The following is a 16,580-nucleotide window of genomic DNA, read 5'->3' as shown; positions in this document are numbered from 1 at the left end:
GCCCCAGCGCTTCGCGGGGTGCCGGGTCGGGTTGTTTGGCGTCTGCGGGCCTGTTGTGGCTGGTCGCGCAGTTCCCCGCGCCCCTGAAGGGCGCTCAGGTCCCCGTTGCTTTCAGCCGTAGCGCCAATCCGTCCAGGACGATCTCCAGGGCGGCGGCGAACTTGCCGTCCCGCAGGGCCACGGGGTCGGCCGCGGCCGTTTCCACCCCCGTGTACCCCTGGGCCAGATGCTCGTGGTCGGCGACGGCCTGCTGGGCCGCCGGCAGCAGTCGTGCGATGAAGTCGGCCTCCGTCTCGCCCGAGCGGGCGACCGTGATCAGCCAGGCGCCCTCGGTGGTGCTCATCCCGATGACGTACGACAGGACGGCGTCGATCGCCCCGCTGGGGTCCGGGAACCCGGCGGCCGTGAACAGGGCGGCCAGGCGCTCCGAATACGACATGAGGTTGGGGCCGAGGTAGGCGAGGCCCGCCTGGCCGAGGACCGAGGACAGCCACGGGTGCCGTAGGGCCGTCGTACGGAAGGAGTGCGCCGCCTCGCTGACGGCCGCGCGCCAGTCGGGGCTGTCCGCCGGCGGTACGTGGATCTCGGCGGCGACCTCGTCGACGGCGAGCTCCATCAGCTCGTCCTTGGTCGCCACGTGCCGGTAGAGAGAGGCCGCTCCGGCGTTGAGCCGGGTGGCCAGCTTGCGCATGCTCAGCGCCTCCACGCCCTCCGCGTCCAGCATGACGATCGCCTCGCGCACGATCGTGGCGCGGTTGAGCGTGGGCTGGTCGGGCTCGCGCTGGGGGCGGGCCCAGACGGAGGGGATGGGGCTCGGCTTGGTCGACTTGGCGGCCATCGGGGCTCCTTCGGATCCCTGCGTACAACGTTCGCATCGAGCGTACAGGAATCGAGGCTTGCGAACAGTGTTCCGCTGTGCGTACAGTGTTCGCATCGAAGGAACGGTGTTCACAAACCGGGAGGGGAAGCCGTCATGGACGTCAAGGGAACCCGCGATCCACGCCGCTGGTGGATTCTGATCGTGCTCTGCCTGAGCACGCTGGTGCTGGTCGTCGACAGCATGGCGCTGACCGTCGCGGTGCCGGTGATGACCGGGGAGATCGGGGCGAGCGCCCAGGAGACCCAGTGGATCCTGGACTCCTACATCCTGGTCTTCGCCGGCCTGCTGCTCACCTCCGGCAGCCTGGGCGACCGGTTCGGACGCCGCAAGGTGATGCTGATCGGACTCCTGCTCTTCGGGGCGGCCTCACTGGCCGCGACCTGGTGCACGAACCCCGGTGAGGTGATCGCCGTACGCGTCGCGATGGGGGTCGGCGGGGCCCTGATCATGCCGTCCACCCTCTCGATCCTCATCACCGTCTTCGACGAGGAGGAGCGCGGCAAGGCGATGGCGGCCTGGAGTTCGGTGTCGATGCTCGGCCTGGTCGGCAGCCCCGTGCTGGGCGGTGTCCTGATCGAGCACTTCTCGTGGCAGTCGATCTTCCTCATCAACGTGCCGATCGTGGCGCTCGCCGTCGTCGCCGGTCTGACGCTGATGCCGGAGTCCAGGGCGCCCTGGCAGAAGGCCGACCCGCTGGGCGCGGTGCTGTCGGCGGTCGGGATGACGGCCCTGGTCTGGTGGATCATCGAGCTCCCGCAGCACGGCGCGCTGGGCGGCCGCTCCACGATCACCCTGGTGGTGGCGCTCGCCTCCCTGGTCGGCTTCGTGGTCTGGGAGAACGTCACCAAGTCGCCGATGGTCCCGCTGGTCCTGTTCAAGCACCGCAACTTCAGCGGTGGTTCGCTCTCCCTTGCCCTGGTCCAGATCGGCAACGGCGGTCTGCTGCTGGTCCTCACCCAGTACCTGCAGTTCGTGCTCGGCTACTCGCCGATCAAGGCGGGCCTCGCCTTCCTGCCGCTGGCGATCACGGCCCTGATCGGCAACGGCGTGGGCGTCAAGCTCGCCGCGAAGTACGGCAACCGGTGGGTGATCCTCGCGGGGATGCTGGTGATGGTGGCCTGCTTCGCCCTGCTGGCCACGGTCTCGGCGGACTCCGGCTTCACGGTCCCGGCGGTGGCGCTCGGGCTGCTCGGCCTCGGCGCGGGCCTGGCCATGCCGGCCGCGGTCGGCGCGCTGATGGGCACCATCCCCGAGGACAAGGCGGGCGTCGGCTCGGCCCTGAACGACACCATCCAGCAGGCCGGGACGGCGCTCGGCATCGCGATCCTGGGCTCGCTGCTGTCGAGCGGCTTCGCGGACCGGATGCCCGAGGGTGTGCCGGACGAGGCCAAGCACTCGATCGCCGGGGCGGTCGCCGGCGGTGACGCCGGTCTGGTCGCCGCGGCCCGCGAGGCCTTCACCGCCTCGATGTCGACCACCTTCACGGTCAGCGCGATCGGTGTCGCGGCGGCGGCGCTGCTGGCGACGCTGGTGATGCGGGACGACCGGCGAGGGCCGAAGGACGCCGCTGACGCCTCTGAGCAGCAGCACGAACTGGTCGTCTGACCGCATCGCCCCGGCTCTTCCTGACACACTGAGCCGCCATCGAAGCACCGGATCCTCGTGACGAAGGCCGGCGCCCGCCCCGGGTGTCGGCCTTCGGTCGTGCCGGGAATGACCGCCGTGATTTTCCCGTTAGGGGTGGCAGAAAGTTCAATGCTCAACTAAACTGGCCGCACAAGGAGGTACCGACATGCCTGCAGTGACCGTCGAGAACCCGCTGACGCTGCCCCGTGTCGCCGCGCCCGCGGAGGCCGTGGCCCGTCCCGTGCTCGCCGTCACGACCGCGCCGAGCGGTTTCGAGGGCGAGGGCTTCCCGGTGCGCCGTGCGTTCGCCGGGATCAACTACCGCTACCTGGACCCGTTCATCATGATGGACCAGATGGGCGAGGTGGACTACGCGCCGGGAGAGCCCAAGGGCACCCCCTGGCACCCGCACCGCGGCTTCGAAACCGTCACCTACATCATCGACGGGATCTTCGACCACCAGGACTCCAACGGCGGTGGCGGCACCATCACCAACGGCGACACCCAGTGGATGACGGCCGGCTCCGGCCTCCTGCACATCGAGGCCCCGCCGGAGTCGCTGGTCGTGTCCGGCGGTCTCTTCCACGGTCTGCAGCTGTGGGTGAACCTCCCGGCCAAGGACAAGATGATGGCGCCGCGCTACCAGGACATCCGCGGCGGCAACGTCCAGCTGCTCACCACCCCCGACGGCGGCGCGCTGCTGCGGGTCATCGCCGGTGAGCTGGACGGCAACCAGGGCCCCGGCATCACGCACACGCCGATCACGATGATCCACGCGACCCTCGCGCCGGGCGCGGAGATCACGCTGCCGTGGCGCGAGGACTTCAACGGCCTCGCGTACGTCCTCGCCGGCCGGGGCGCGGTGGGCGCCGAGCGCCGTCCGATCCAGCTCGGCCAGACCGCGGTCTTCGGCGACGGCGGCTCGCTGACGGTCCGCGCGGACGAGAAGCAGGACTCGAACGCGCCGGACCTGGAGGTCGTCCTCCTCGGCGGCCGGCCCATCCGTGAGCCCATGGCCCACTACGGCCCCTTCGTGATGAACACGCGGGAAGAACTCCAGCAGGCCTTCGAGGACTTCCAGAAGGGCCGGCTGGGGACGATCCCGGCGGTGCACGGAATGACCGGGAGCGGGCCCTCCGAGGCCTGACCTCCGTCATGCGACGACGAGGCCCGAAGCCGCCACCTCATGGTGCGGTTTCGGGCCTTTCGTCACCCCTCACCCACCCGGTCAGCCCGTCACTCACCCGGTCCGCCGTCACTCACCCGGTCCGCCCGCACACGACAACCCCACCGCGCGCATGATCCGCTGGGAGCGTGCAGGCCCCCACCCCGCTGCTCCCCGACCCCGTCCGGCGGCTCGCCGCCTGGTGTGTCGTCGTACTGCTGGTCGCCGGGGTCGTCTACGTCGGGATCCGGCTGGCCGTGGAGTTCCGTACGGCCGTCGTGCCCGTGCTGCTGGCGCTGCTCGGTGCGGCGCTGCTCGGGCCGTTGCACCGGCGGCTGGTGAAGGCCAAGGTCAATCGGTCCGTCGCCGCCGGGCTCACCTGCGTCGCCGTCGTGGCCGTCGTCGGCGGGGCCGTGTACATCGTGGCAGCCGCGATCGTCGAGACCGGCGACCAGATCGTCGAGTCGCTCAAGCAGGCGGGCCAGGACCTCGCCGCCCACTTCGGGGCCGCCGGGACCTCGCTGGACGACCTCGCGTCCAACTCCAGGGAGCTGCTCACCAAGTTCGGGGGGACCGCCGCCTCCGGTGTCATCAGCGGGGTGAGCGTCGTCGGCGAGACCATCGCCATCGCCGTGCTCGCGCTGCTGCTCGTCTTCTTCTTCCTACGGGACTCCGACCGGGCCGCGGGAGCCCTGCGGGCCGTCGTTCCGGGGCAGAGCGGGGACGTCGTGGAGGCCATGGCCCGGCGCGCCTTCCAGGCGGTGGAGGGGTTCATGCGGGGGACCACCTTCATCGCCCTCATCGACGCCGTCTGCATCACCGTCGGGCTGCTCGTGCTCGACGTGCCGGGTGCGGTCGGGCTCGGCGCGCTCGTCTTCGTCGGGGCCTACATCCCCTACCTGGGCGCCTTCATCTCGGGGGCCGTCGCCGTGCTGGTCGCGCTCGCCGACCGGGGGTTCGTCATCGCGCTGTGGGTGCTGGCCATCGTGCTCGCCGTGCAGATCCTGGAAGGGCATGTGCTGACGCCCATGATCCAGAGCCGGACCGTGCAGATGCACCCGGCCGTCGTCATGGTGACGATCACCGCGGGGGCCTCCGTGGCCGGCGTCCTCGGCATGCTGCTCGCCGTACCGCTCACCGCCGCCGTCACCGGGGTCGTCCACGAACTGCGCGAGCTCTACGGAAGCTCGGAACCCCCCGAGCCGCCGGACTCCCCCGGGTCGCCGGAACCTCCGGAGCCGTCCCCGCCGCCGGCACCGTCCGCGCCCCCGGAGCCGTCGGGGCCCTTGGACTCGTAGAGCTCGAACCACGTGCTCTTGCCCTCGCCCCGCGGATCCACGCCCCACGCCTCGGCGAGCAGCTCGATCAGCACCAACCCCCGCCCGGACGACGCCAGTTCCCCGGGCCGGCGCCGGTGCGGCAGGTCGTCGCTGGTGTCCGTGACCTCGACGCGCAGTCTCCGGTCCCCCGGCTCGCCCCGCACCTCGGCGAGGAGCAGGGCGTCCGCGTCGGTGTGGACGAGGACGTTGGTGAGCGTCTCGGACAGGAGCAGGACCGCCGAGTCGACCTGGTCCTCGGAGGCCCAGTCGTGCAGCAGCTCCCGCAGCTGCTGACGGGCCACCGCGACGCGCTCCGGCTCGGCCTGCGCGACCGACAACATGGTGCGCCGGATCGTCGGCGGGGCGACGAGCGTGTCGCCGCAGCCGCAGCCCTCCCCCTGCCGGCGCAGCAGCAGCACCGCTATGTCGTCCTCGCGCCGGTCGGCGAGCGGGCCGGTGGTGTGGTGGGAGGACGGGCCGTGGACGGCCTGGACGAGGCCGTCGGCGAGGGCCTCCAGGTCGCCGTCGTGCTCCTCGAGGATCGTGCGGATGCGCTTCCAGCCGGTCTCCAGGTCGTGGCCGCCGGTCTCGATCAGGCCGTCCGTGCAGATCAGCATGGTCTCGCCGGGTTCCAGGGTGATCCTGGTCGTCGGGTAGTCGGCGTCCGGGTCGATGCCGAGCGGGAGACCGCCGGCCGTCGGGCGGGCGAGCACCGTGCCGTCGCTCATCCGGATCGCCGGGTCCGGGTGACCGGCGCGGGCGATGTCCAGCAGGCCGGTCGTGGGGTCGACCTCGACGTACAGGCAGGTCGCGAAGCGCAGCTCGGACGGGTCCTCGTCGGGGGAGCCGAACGTCATCCCGTGCAGGAAGCGCGAGGCGCGGGACAGGACCGCGTCGGGGCGGTGGCCCTCGGAGGCGTAGGCGCGCAGGGCGATGCGGAGCTGGCCCATCAGGCCCGCCGCTCGCACGTCATGGCCCTGGACGTCGCCGATGACGAGGGCGAAGCGGCCGTTGGGCAGCGGGATCATGTCGTACCAGTCGCCGCCGACCTGGAGTCCGCCGCCGGTCGGGACGTAGCGGGCGGCGACGCTCATGCCCGGTATCTCGGGGCCCAGCTGGGGCAGCATCGAGCGCTGCAGACCGTCCGTCAGCTCCCGCGCGGACTCGGTGGCCTCGGCGCGGGACAGGGCCTGGGCGAGCATGCGGGCCACCGTCGTCAGCACGGACCGCTCGTCGGGAGTGAAGGCGACCGGATAGGTGAACGCCGCCATCCAGGCGCCCATCGTGCGGCCGGCCACGGTCAGCGGCAGGAACGCCCAGGACTGCCGGTTGAAGTGCGCGGCGAGCGGCCAGGTGGCCGGGTAGCGGTCCTTGTACCGCTCGGGCGAGGAGAGGTAGACGGCACGGCCGGTGCGGACGACCTCGGCGGCCGGGTAGTCCGTGTCCAGGGCCATGTGTGTGAACGGGTTCTCGTCGCCGGGCTCATGGCCGTGATGGCCGATGATCGTCAGACGGTCGCCCGTGACGCCGAACACCGCGAGCCCGTCGGGTGAGAAACCCGGCATCGACAGACCGGCCGCGACCCGCAGCACCTCCGCCGTCGAACGGGCCTCGGCCAGCGCCCGGCCCGCGTCCAGCAGGAACGCCTCCCGCGAGCGCCGCCAGTCTCCGGTGACCGCCGTACGGCCCGCCGAGGTGCCCGGCGTGGGTTCGGTGACCTCCTGGAGGGAGCCGGTGACCTCGTACGACCGCTTCTCGCGATCGAAGGAGGCGTGGAAGCGGCTGCGGCCCACCCGGACGACCCGGCCCCGCTCGTCCATGATCCGCACCCGCACCTCGCCGAGCGTGCCCTCGGCGACGGCGAGCTGGATCACTCCGCTGATCTCGTTCCAGTCGACGGGATGCAGCCGGGCGCGTACCTGGGCCTGGCTGAGAGTGGCCTGCTCGGCGGGCAGCCCGAGCAGCCGTGCCGCCTCCGCGTCGACCGTGACCAGTCCTGTGGCGGTGTTCCAGTGCCACAGTCCGGTCGCGAGGGCGGCGAGAACCTCCCCCACGGTGGGCAGGGGCTCACCAGTGCGCATTGCCCCACTCTAAGAAGAGGTGATCGCACACTGCCACCGAAGCTGTACGGGGCATCTGGTCGGCCGGGGCCCCGGAGCGCCGCGAAATGGTGGGGAGGCGATCTTGGGGTCCCCGGTAGGCTTGGGGGGAGTTTCACGTGAAACACGCCCCCCGATCCGCGAAGACTGGATGAACGACGATGCATCGGTACAGGTCCCACACCTGCGGCGAGCTCCGCTCCTCTGACGTCGGCACCGACGTCCGGCTGAGTGGCTGGCTGCACAATCGGCGCGACCTGGGCGGCATCCTCTTCATCGATCTGCGCGATCACTACGGCATCACGCAGCTCGTCGCCCGTCCCGGCACGCCCGCGTACGAGGCCCTGGACAAGCTCTCCAAGGAGTCCACGGTCCGGATCGACGGCAAGGTCGTCTCCCGCGGCGCAGAGAACATCAACCCCGACCTGCCCACCGGCGAGATCGAGGTCGAGGTCGGCGAGGTCGAGCTGCTCGGCGCGGCCGCCCCGCTGCCGTTCACGATCAACACCGAGGACGGGGTCAACGAGGAGCGGCGCCTGGAGTACCGCTTCCTGGACCTGCGCCGTGAGCGCATGCACCGCAACATCCTGCTGCGTACGGCGGTCATCTCGGCGATCCGGCACAAGATGACGGCGCTGGGCTTCAACGAGATGGCGACGCCGATCCTGTCGGCCACCTCCCCCGAGGGCGCTCGCGACTTCGTCGTCCCCTCCCGTCTGCACCCGGGCAAGTTCTACGCCCTGCCGCAGGCCCCGCAGCAGTTCAAGCAGCTGCTGATGATCTCCGGCTTCGACCGCTACTTCCAGATCGCGCCCTGCTTCCGTGACGAGGACGCGCGCGCGGACCGCTCGCCGGGCGAGTTCTACCAGCTCGACATCGAGATGAGCTTCGTCGAGCAGGAGGACGTCTTCCAGCCCGTCGAGAAGCTGATGACCGAGCTCTTCGAGGAGTTCGGCAACGGCCGTCACGTCACCTCGCCGTTCCCGCGGATTCCGTTCCGCGAGGCGATGCTGAAGTACGGCTCCGACAAGCCGGACCTGCGCGCCCAGCTGGAGCTCGTCGACATCACCGACGTCTTCGAGGGCTCGGAGTTCAAGGCGTTCGCCGGCAAGCACGTGCGTGCGCTGCCGGTGCCGGACGTCTCCGCGCAGCCCCGGAAGTTCTTCGACCAGCTCGGTGACTTCGCGGTCTCGCAGGGCGCCAAGGGCCTGGCCTGGGTCCGCGTCGCCGAGGACGGCTCGCTGACCGGCCCGATCGCCAAGTTCCTCACCGAGGAGAACGTCAAGGTCCTCACCGAGCGCCTCGGCCTGGAGGCCGGTCACGCCGTGTTCTTCGGCGCAGGCGAGTTCGACGAGGTCTCGAAGATCATGGGCGCGGTGCGGGTCGAGGCCGCCAAGCGGGCCGGGCACTTCGAGGACGGCGTCTTCCGGTTCTGCTGGATCGTCGACTTCCCGATGTACGAGAAGGACGAGGACACCGGCGCGATCGACTTCTCGCACAACCCGTTCTCCATGCCGCAGGGTGGCCTCGAGGCCCTGGAGACCCAGGACCCGCTGGACATCCTGGGCTGGCAGTACGACATCGTCTGCAACGGCGTCGAGCTGTCCTCCGGTGCGATCCGGAACCACGAGCCGGAGATCATGCTGAAGGCCTTCGAGATCGCGGGCTACGACCGCGAGACCGTCGAGGAGAAGTTCGCCGGCATGCTGCGCGCCTTCCGCTTCGGCGCCCCGCCGCACGGCGGCATCGCGCCCGGCGTGGACCGCATCGTGATGCTCCTCGCCGACGAGCCGAACATCCGCGAGACCATCGCCTTCCCGCTCAACGGCAACGCCCAGGACCTGATGATGGGCGCGCCGACGGAGCTGGAGGAGGCGCGGCTGAAGGAGCTGCACCTGTCGGTGCGCAAGCCCCAGCCGAAGTAGGCGGCTCGAAGCAAGCGGCTGAGTAGGGGCCCGGAACCGATCACGGTTCCGGGCCCCTTCGGCTTCCACAGGCAGCCACAGCCCATACCCACGTTGCTTACAGCCCTCTTACCTAGCGTTCCGGGCATGACGGGAAACCAGACGGCCGAAGGGCCGAAACACAAGCGGGACCTCACGCGTCGCAAGGTCGTCGTCGCCGGTGCGGGAGCCGCCGCGGCGGTGGGCGTGGGCGGCACGCTCGCGGCGGGCGCGTTCGCGGGTGAGTCCGGAGCGAAGGGCGCCAAGGCATCGCCGAGCAGCAGCGCCGGCGCCGGTGAGACGTGCTACAAGCTCACCTCGGAGACCACCGAGGGCCCCTACTACATCGACGCCGACAAGCTCCGCCAGGACATCACCGAGGACAAGGAGGGCATCCCGCTCACCCTCCGCATCAAGGTGATCGACGCCGAGACCTGCAAGCCGGTCAGCAACGCGGCGGTGGATGTCTGGCACTGCGACGCGCTCGGCCTGTACTCGGGCTACGAGAGCTTCTCGGGCGGCGGCGGAGGCGGCACCCCGCCCACGGACGCCCCCTCGGGCACCCCCACCGACGTGCCGTCCGGCACCCCGACCGGTGAGCCCCCGTCCGGCGGCGGCGGTGGCGGCGGGCACGAGGAGCCCACCAGCGACACCCGCTATCTGCGCGGCACCTGGAAGACGGACCGCAAGGGCTTCGTCACCTTCAAGACCATCTTCCCGGGCTGGTACCAGGGCCGCTGCGTCCACATCCACACCAAGGTGCATGTGAGCGGCGAGTGGACGGACGCCGGTTACGAGGGCGGCACCACCTGCCACACCGGCCAGTTCTTCTTCGACGAGGAGACGGTCCTGCTCTCCGCCGAGGTGGAGCCGTACTCGACGTCCACGACCGAGCGCACCACGCTCGACGAGGACACGATCTACGACCAGAGCGGCACGACCGGCGGTCTGCTGAAGCTGAAGTACAAGAAGAACGACATCGCCAAGGGCGTCCTCGCGACCATCACGGTCGGCGTCGACCCCGAGGCCACCCACACCGGCACGGACGACTCGGTCCAGCCGGGTGCGTCGGCGTCGGCGTCGGCTTCGGCTTCGGCGAGCTGACGAACCCACAGGGCTCGGGGCGGGTGTGTGCGGACACATCCTCCCCGGGCCCGCGTGCGCGATGAGAGGGATGGGCGCCGACGTCGCGCAGGCGCCATGGCCGTCAGATGCGCCAGAGCAGTCCGTTGCCGCCGAGCAGGGTGCCGTTCTGCTGGGTGAGGTTGACGGAGAACGCGTTGAACACGCGGCTGTTCTTGGCGGTCGGGCCCGTGCCGGCGCCGGGGAACACCCAGACCGCACCGGTGAAGTTGTTCTCGCCGGAGGCACCGACGAACAGCTCGGGCCTGCCGTCCCCGTTGACGTCCCCGGCGGAGACGGTCGTACCGAAGAAGTCGTCGAGTTCGTTGCCGCCGCCGACGCCCGCCGTGAACTGGTTGAACGCGTACGAGCCCGTGCCGAGCGCGCCCGTCCTCCGGCCCGGGATCACCGTCACCTCGCCGGAGCGGTTCTTGCCGGCGACGCCCTCGTAGGGGGTGCCGACGACGATGTCGTCGACGCCGTCCCGGTCGAGGTCGGCGACGGCGAGGGAGGCGCCGAAGGCGTCGTTCTTCTCGCTGGTGCCGGGGACGCCGGGGGTGTTCTGGGTGAGGACGACGGGCTTGACGTCGTTGTTGATCCCGTTCGCCCCGGCGTAGTAGACGATCACCCGGCCCCCGATCTCGCCTTCCCTGCTGGCCGGGGCCGTGGGCTCCTCGGGGTCGCCGACCACGACGTCGTCGCGGCCGTCGCCGTTGACGTCACCGGTGGCGACGACGCGGCCGTCGCCCTCCGCCATCTCGTTCAGCTTCATGGGCGGGATGTACACGTCGTGGGCGGTGGCGGCGGCCTCGTCGGGCTTGCCGTCGCCGTTGAAGTCGCCGAGTCCGAAGCTGGTGAACGCCGTGGTCTCCATCTCCGAGGTGATCCACCGGGAGCCGGAGGTACCGGTGCGGCTGAACGGTCCCGTGAAGTGTGCGGCCCCGAGCTTGCGGCCCGCCGCCACCACCTCGGTCCGGTCACCGGGCCCGAGGCTGAGCGCGGCGAGGTCGCTGCCGTAGGCCGCCCCTTCCGCCCACCCCGCACCCGGCATGAACGGGATCGGCAGTTCGGTGGCGCTCGCCAGACCGCCCTTGCTGCCCCACAGGACCGTGAGCAGCCCGGTGTCCTTGCCTCGGGCCGTGTCCTCGTACGGCGCCGCCACCACCAGGTCGGCATAGCCGTCCCGGTTCAGGTCGGCCGTGGCGGTGGCACCGCCGAAGCGGTCGTAGGCCTCGGGGGAGCTGGGCACCCCGGCCGAGTTCTGCGTGAAGGTCTTGCGCCGCGTCGGCGACAGACCGGTCGACGAGCCGTACAGCACGACGACGGCTCCGGCGGCCTCCTTGCCCGCCACGGCGGCGCCCGGCGCGGGCAGGACGGCGTCCCCGTAGCCGTCGCCGTTGAAGTCACCCGGGACGGCGCCGTCCACGGCACCGGCCGGGGCCGCCGAGAGCAGCGTCGCGCTCAGCAGCGCGGAGAGCACGACGGCGGCGCTTCGCCAACCGCCCGTGCGTATAAGGCTTCTCGTAGTCATGCGCGTCATGTGCGTCATGTGCGTCCCCTCAACCCCAGGCGCACCTTTTGTGCGCCGACGTCACGCGCGGGATGGTAAAGGCGCCCGGTGACCAGCAGTCAACGGGCGCCTTAAGGGAGTGAGTGGCCGCAACTCGCCTGCTACGAAAGGGACTTGTAGCCGCTCCACCCGCTCGCGATCTTCACCCGCGAGCCGAACGACCCCTTGCCGTCCCCGCTGTTGCGCCACGCGTTGCCGCTGGTGTCGCGGGAGACCAGGTCCGGTCGGCCGTCGTCGGTGATGTCGCCGATGCCGACGACGACGTTGTAGTTGCCGCCCCAGTTGGCGAACACCTTCACGCGGGCGGCGAAGGTGCCGTCGCCCTTGCCGTCGTAACGCCAGAGGGTGTTCGCCGTGTCCTGGGCGAGGAGGTCGGGCCGGCCGTCGCCGGTGATGTCGCCGACGCCGACGATCTTCTTGTAGCCCTTCCAGTTGTCGTAGAGCTTCACACGGGCGGCGAGCTTGCCGGTGCTGGTGCCCTTGTAGAGGTAGACCGTGCCGGTGGACGCCTGGCGCGCGATCAGGTCCGGGCGGCCGTCACCGCTCACGTCGCCGGGCGAGGTGAGCGCGTTGTACTGCGTCCAGCCGCTGGTCGCGAGCGTGGTGTACGACGTCGACGGCTTGACCGCCGCGCCGCAGCCCGGCTTGTACAGGCGCAGGGCGCCGCTGCTGTAGCGGACCAGGAGGTCGTTGCAGCGGTCGCCGCTCAGGTCGCCGAAGGGGACGGCCGTGACGGTCGTGGGCCAGCCGGTGCCCGTGGTCTTCTCGCCGACCTTGCCCGTGCCGGTGCCCGCGTGGAAGGTGAGGCCGCCGGAGGAGTTGAGGGTGAGCAGGTCGCCGCGGCCGTCCGGGCCGTCGGGGCTGTCGAAGTCGTGGCGTACGGGCGCTCCCCGGGTGAGGAAGGCCTCGCCGGTGGTGACCGTGACGGGGGCGGAGGTGCCGAGGCCGGTCGCCTTGAGGGTCCAGGTCAACCAGCCGTTGGGGAAGTAACTCCCGCTCGACGCCTTGCCGTTCCAGGTCGCCGACAGCACCGCCGAGGACGCGCCGCCGGTGAGGGTGCGCGTCGCCTTGCCGTTCGCGCCGCTCTGGACCGAGGTGAAGGTCAGCGACCAGGAGGTGACCGGGCGGGACGCCAGCCACTGGCCGGTGAACGGCGCCGCCGGGTCCACGTAGCTGGCGGCCTCCGAGGCGAAGGCCGTCACCGCGGACGGGGTGACGCCGGTGGTGGCGACGTGCGTCTGCTCGAGCCTGTCGAACCACGCGACCAGGCCCGTGTACTCGTCGACCGTCCAGCGGTAGCGGCGGTCGACCGCCAGCCCGCTGTCGGGCAGACCGGAGGCGATCACGCGGGTGGCGCCGGTGGCCGCCTCGGTCAGGACCAGCCGGTCGGCGTCGTGGTCGTGGCGGACGGTGAAGCCGTCGCCGAGGAGCACGTCACCGGGGGTGACGGCCACGGACGTACGCGCCTTGGTGTCGTACACCCCGGCCGAGCCCGTCCCACACGCCCAGTACACCCAGCGGCCCGCCGCCTGCAGCTCGCTCGGTACGCAGCCGAGGCCGGGGACGGTCACCGTGGCGAGGGTCTTGTCCGTGGCGAGGCTGTACGAGGTGAGCTGGCCGGCCGTGGAGGTGGCGCTCCACAGGGTCGAGCCGTTCAGGGCGGCGGTGCGGACGGAGCGCTTCAGCTTCTGGCCCTGGCCGAACTCGCCGATGTACTGCATCGGGGCGGAGCCGCCGGAGTCGTAGACGGCGTAGTCGTCGGAGACGTCGACGATCGAGCCGCCCTCGGTGTGGAACTCCAGCGGGACGTAGCCGATGTTGACCAGCCGGTCCGCGTTCTCCAGACCGCTGCCGCCCTCGTCGCTGTCGTAGTACGTGTCGAGGTAGACGTCCCGGGAGTCGGTGCCGTCGAAGTTGCCCCACAGGGCCGAGCACGTGGTGTTCGCGTACGGGCACTTCGGGCTGATCGAAGAGGACTCCGTGATCGCGGACGCCGTCAGCTCGGTGCCGCCGTTCGTGGTGAGCGTGCGCAGGGACGTGGTGTCGCTGTTGGCGTTACTGGGGTTGTCCTCCACGACGCGCAGACTGCCGCGGCTGAGGGCGATGCCGGTCTTCTTGTTCTCGTACGGCGCGATCTTGGTCAGCCTCTTCACCTGCGGGGTGCCGTCGGATCCGAGGCTCACCCGCTGCACCCACCAGTCGGCCGTGGTGGTGCCGCCGGTGACGACGGCGCCGCCGTCGGGGGTGGCCAGCGGGATGCCGTACGCGGCGGTCAGCAGGGTCTTCGTGGTGCCGTCGGTCAGGGAGACGGCCTTGACGCCGGGGGCGTTGGTGAAGACCGCCCAGTCGCCGACGAGGACGGGGACGGGGTCGGGAGAGATGTTGTTCTCCGTGCCGGCCACCGGGACCGTCTCCTCGGCCGTGAGGTCGGCCCGCGGCTTGAGGTGCAGACCGGCGGCCTCGGTGTACCAGCCGACCCGGTCGGCGGTCAGGACCAGCCGCGGCAGGGTGTCCGCGCCCGTGAAGACCGGCCTGAACTCGGCGGTGGCGAAGTCCAGATAGCCGACGGTGTACGTCGGCGCGGAGCCGCTCCCGTCGGAGACCGGGTAGGAGAGCAGCGCGCCGTCCTTGTCGCCGGTGCGCGGGGACGAGCCGAAGCCACCCGACCAGGCCTGGTCGGCCGGCCAGCCGGTCACCGCGCGGTCGCGCTGCTCGCCGTCGACGATGTCGGTGAGTTCCAGCCAGGTGCCGTCCACGCCGTGACCGTCGATGACGGCGTCCCGGTCGGCCGACACGAGCGTCGTGCCGTAGGTACCGGCGTAGTCCCTGTCGTTCAGGTCGACGGTCGTGAGCCCGTTCCCGCCGGGCGTCCACAGCGAGATCGGATAGTGGGAGTAGTAGTGGGGCAGCGCCACGGTGTCGGCGCCTTGACCGAACGTGCCGGACCGACAGGGCTCGGAGATCTCGTAGCAGTTTCGGCTGTTGGTCGGTTCATAGACCCCGCTCGGGCCCTGGACGGTGACGGTGCTGCCGTCGTCGTAGTCCGTCCACAGCAGCCCGGGGACCGAGGCCTGCCGGTGCAGGAACCCGGTCTCGCCCGCGGCGAGCAGCTGCTCGGTGCGCCGGGTCTCGGTGCGCGGGTCGTCCAGGACGATCTCGGTCGTACCGGCCGCCGCGGTGGCGGCCTGCGCGGCGCCGCCGCCGTCCTCGGACGCGGCGAACAAGGTGATGGATCCGGCCGCCACGGCGACCGCGAGCGCGGAGACGACAGCGGCCCGACCGCCCCGTCTCAGGGCGTGTCTGCCCACGTGAGGTTCCCTCCCCTACGAGGGCCCCTGCCCTCGCACAAGTGGCCGGATCCTATCTCAGGGCCCCGTCAACCCGGCACCGGCGGCGGATCGTTGCTTCATCCCCGCGCGGGTGACGGAGGGCGAGGTCGCGGGAGGAAAACCGCAATGATCGCTCTGTCCAACCGGACGATTCGCTTCCTTTCTGACAAGGAGATGGTCGCCATGCGGCGCACCGCCACCGTCCTGCTCGGAACCCTCGCCCTCGCCGGCGCCATGGCCCCGGCCGCCCACGCCGTTCCGGACCCGGTCGCTACCGTCACCTGTATCGCCGAGACCCCGGCCGGCGTGACGGGGCTCGTCGACCCCGCCGCGCTCCTCGACCCGGCCGGCCTGCTGGACCCGGCCGGCGCCCCGGGCGTCGGCTGCCTGGCTCCCTGAGCAGGACGCCCGCCCGTAGAACGACGTGTGCGGCCGCCCTCCCCGACAGGAGGGCGGCCGCACACGTGTGAACGGGCTACTTCGCCACGAACTGCGTCAGGATCGCCTGCACCTCGTAGATGTCGACGCCCTTGGTGAACGTCTTCTGTATCGGCGTCGCCGAACCCGAGAGCCAGATCTTCAGCTCGGCGTCCAGATCGAAGGTGCCGGCCGTCTCCACCGCGAAGTGCGTGATGCTGCGGTAGGGGATGGAGTGGTACTCCACCTTCTTGCCGGTGATGCCCTGCTTGTCGACCAGGATCAGACGGCGGTCGGTGAACAGGATGGTGTCGCGTATCAGCAGGTACGCGGCGTGCACCTGCTCACCGTGGCCCAGCAGGCGCGCGTAGTCCTGCTGCGCCTGCCCCTGGTCGATGGTGTGCGCGTTTCCGAACAGTGCCATGAATGGATCCCCCCACTTGATGGCGTCTCGCTGGCTTGCGTGATCTTCGCCATGTATAGCGCCTCGAGGGTGTCCGGGCATAGGGGGGTAAACGATCAGGTGTCGTGAACGGTCAGGTGTCGTACGTACCGTCCCAGGGTGCCCCGAACCCCAGGTGGTCGGGGTAGAGCTCGGCCCAGGGTTCGCCCTCGTCCTCTCCCGTCAGCAGACCGAACAGCACGCTGTCCACGGTGAGTTGGAAGGGACGTATCGCGATGTCCGTGTACGTGCGCCGGGGGAGGCTGCGCAGCAAGGTCGCGAGGTGGGCGCGGGCGCGGGCGAGGACGGAGTCCGGGCCGTGCGGGGCGCGCTGCTGCTCGGCCCAGGTGCCGGCGCACCAGATCTCCGAGTCGCGGTACCTGCCGTCGGCGTCGAAGGTGTGCAGGACCGAGTAGAGGCGTTTGTGGTCCTCCCAGCCGGCCTCGAGCTCGAACCCCTTGGGGAAGGCGTACGTGACGGACCCTATGAACTGTCCGTCCGCGTAACGGCCGATCGCCTCGGTACGGCCGTGCGGCTCGTAGGCGATCGGAATGACCTCTGGGACTGCCATGGCGGAAACCTTACGGTCGTCGCGGGGGGCATGGTGGGGGTGGGGGGCGATCGATGCCAAGCGGATGGGCAACATCCGCGTGATGTCCCCAACTTGA

General features: G+C 70.7%; 11 protein-coding genes and 1 pseudogene. 6 read left to right on the top strand and 6 right to left on the bottom strand.

What is annotated here, in order from left to right; all coding sequences use genetic code 11:
• Positions 1 to 94: 94 nt before the first annotated feature.
• Positions 95 to 838, bottom strand: coding sequence for a TetR/AcrR family transcriptional regulator C-terminal domain-containing protein (locus ABD932_RS22380; RefSeq protein ID WP_345015307.1), 744 nt, complete (start codon positions 836 to 838; stop codon positions 95 to 97).
• Positions 839 to 973: 135 nt separating this feature from the next.
• Here ABD932_RS22380 and ABD932_RS22375 point away from each other — a divergent pair, with 135 nt between their 5' ends.
• The 3 genes from ABD932_RS22375 (at position 974) to ABD932_RS22365 (ending at position 4,969) form a co-directional block, all read left to right on the top strand.
• Positions 974 to 2,485 carry an MFS transporter gene (locus ABD932_RS22375; protein ID WP_345015306.1) on the top strand — a complete coding sequence of 504 codons (1,512 nt, stop codon included), beginning with the start codon at positions 974 to 976 and terminating at the stop codon, positions 2,483 to 2,485.
• A gap of 187 nt (positions 2,486 to 2,672) precedes the next feature.
• Positions 2,673 to 3,653 carry a pirin family protein gene (locus ABD932_RS22370; RefSeq protein ID WP_345015305.1) on the top strand — a complete coding sequence of 327 codons (981 nt, stop codon included), beginning with the start codon at positions 2,673 to 2,675 and terminating at the stop codon, positions 3,651 to 3,653.
• A gap of 167 nt (positions 3,654 to 3,820) precedes the next feature.
• Positions 3,821 to 4,969 (top strand): AI-2E family transporter, encoded by a 1,149-nt coding sequence (locus tag ABD932_RS22365; protein WP_345015304.1) that lies wholly within the window; start codon positions 3,821 to 3,823, stop codon positions 4,967 to 4,969.
• Here ABD932_RS22365 and ABD932_RS22360 read toward each other — a convergent pair.
• Positions 4,924 to 7,071, bottom strand: a pseudogene (locus ABD932_RS22360) (SpoIIE family protein phosphatase); the annotation flags it as partial. The gene ABD932_RS22365 and the pseudogene ABD932_RS22360 overlap by 46 nt on opposite strands.
• A gap of 179 nt (positions 7,072 to 7,250) precedes the next feature.
• On the opposite strand from ABD932_RS22360, the gene aspS reads away from it, so the two are divergent.
• Positions 7,251 to 9,014, top strand: coding sequence for an aspartate--tRNA ligase (gene aspS / locus ABD932_RS22355; RefSeq protein WP_345015303.1), 1,764 nt, complete (start codon positions 7,251 to 7,253; stop codon positions 9,012 to 9,014).
• A gap of 126 nt (positions 9,015 to 9,140) precedes the next feature.
• Positions 9,141 to 10,136, top strand: coding sequence for an intradiol ring-cleavage dioxygenase (locus tag ABD932_RS22350; protein WP_345015302.1), 996 nt, complete (start codon positions 9,141 to 9,143; stop codon positions 10,134 to 10,136).
• A 103-nt stretch (positions 10,137 to 10,239) separates the two neighbouring features.
• Here the strand turns inward: ABD932_RS22350 and ABD932_RS22345 are convergent, their stop codons facing one another.
• Together ABD932_RS22345 and ABD932_RS22340 are read right to left on the bottom strand one after the other, a co-directional pair.
• The gene (locus ABD932_RS22345; RefSeq protein WP_345015301.1) at positions 10,240 to 11,685 is read right to left on the bottom strand and encodes a VCBS repeat-containing protein; all 1,446 of its coding nucleotides are present in this window, start codon (positions 11,683 to 11,685) and stop codon (positions 10,240 to 10,242) included.
• Between the two features lie 140 nt (positions 11,686 to 11,825).
• Positions 11,826 to 15,032 carry an FG-GAP repeat domain-containing protein gene (locus ABD932_RS22340; RefSeq protein WP_345015300.1) on the bottom strand — a complete coding sequence of 1,069 codons (3,207 nt, stop codon included), beginning with the start codon at positions 15,030 to 15,032 and terminating at the stop codon, positions 11,826 to 11,828.
• Positions 15,033 to 15,179: 147 nt separating this feature from the next.
• Here ABD932_RS22340 and ABD932_RS22335 point away from each other — a divergent pair, with 147 nt between their 5' ends.
• Positions 15,180 to 15,452: a hypothetical protein gene (locus ABD932_RS22335; RefSeq protein WP_345015299.1), complete on the top strand. Its 273-nt coding sequence runs from the start codon at positions 15,180 to 15,182 to the stop codon at positions 15,450 to 15,452.
• A gap of 76 nt (positions 15,453 to 15,528) precedes the next feature.
• Here the strand turns inward: ABD932_RS22335 and ABD932_RS22330 are convergent, their stop codons facing one another.
• Positions 15,529 to 15,894: a PH domain-containing protein gene (locus ABD932_RS22330; protein ID WP_048581363.1), complete on the bottom strand. Its 366-nt coding sequence runs from the start codon at positions 15,892 to 15,894 to the stop codon at positions 15,529 to 15,531.
• A gap of 112 nt (positions 15,895 to 16,006) precedes the next feature.
• Positions 16,007 to 16,483 carry a hypothetical protein gene (locus tag ABD932_RS22325; protein ID WP_345015298.1) on the bottom strand — a complete coding sequence of 159 codons (477 nt, stop codon included), beginning with the start codon at positions 16,481 to 16,483 and terminating at the stop codon, positions 16,007 to 16,009.
• Positions 16,484 to 16,580: the final 97 nt, after the last annotated feature.

The organism is Streptomyces shaanxiensis (assembly GCF_039537145.1).
Taxonomy (GTDB): Bacteria; Actinomycetota; Actinomycetes; order Streptomycetales; family Streptomycetaceae; genus Streptomyces; species Streptomyces shaanxiensis.
This window is presented reverse-complemented; position numbering and strand designations above follow the sequence as displayed.

What these genes read in the sequence shown, in the direction of transcription:
- aspS (WP_345015303.1), top strand. Translation starts at nt 7,251, where the DNA reads ATGCATCGGTACAGGTCCCACACCTGCGGCGAGCTCCGCTCCTCTGAC.
- ABD932_RS22375 (WP_345015306.1), top strand. Translation starts at nt 974, where the DNA reads ATGGACGTCAAGGGAACCCGCGATCCACGCCGCTGGTGGATTCTGATC.
- ABD932_RS22345 (WP_345015301.1), bottom strand. Translation starts at nt 11,685, where the DNA reads ATGACTACGAGAAGCCTTATACGCACGGGCGGTTGGCGAAGCGCCGCC.
- ABD932_RS22380 (WP_345015307.1), bottom strand. Translation starts at nt 838, where the DNA reads ATGGCCGCCAAGTCGACCAAGCCGAGCCCCATCCCCTCCGTCTGGGCC.
- ABD932_RS22335 (WP_345015299.1), top strand. Translation starts at nt 15,180, where the DNA reads ATGATCGCTCTGTCCAACCGGACGATTCGCTTCCTTTCTGACAAGGAG.
- ABD932_RS22350 (WP_345015302.1), top strand. Translation starts at nt 9,141, where the DNA reads ATGACGGGAAACCAGACGGCCGAAGGGCCGAAACACAAGCGGGACCTC.
- ABD932_RS22330 (WP_048581363.1), bottom strand. Translation starts at nt 15,894, where the DNA reads ATGGCACTGTTCGGAAACGCGCACACCATCGACCAGGGGCAGGCGCAG.
- ABD932_RS22370 (WP_345015305.1), top strand. Translation starts at nt 2,673, where the DNA reads ATGCCTGCAGTGACCGTCGAGAACCCGCTGACGCTGCCCCGTGTCGCC.
- ABD932_RS22325 (WP_345015298.1), bottom strand. Translation starts at nt 16,483, where the DNA reads ATGGCAGTCCCAGAGGTCATTCCGATCGCCTACGAGCCGCACGGCCGT.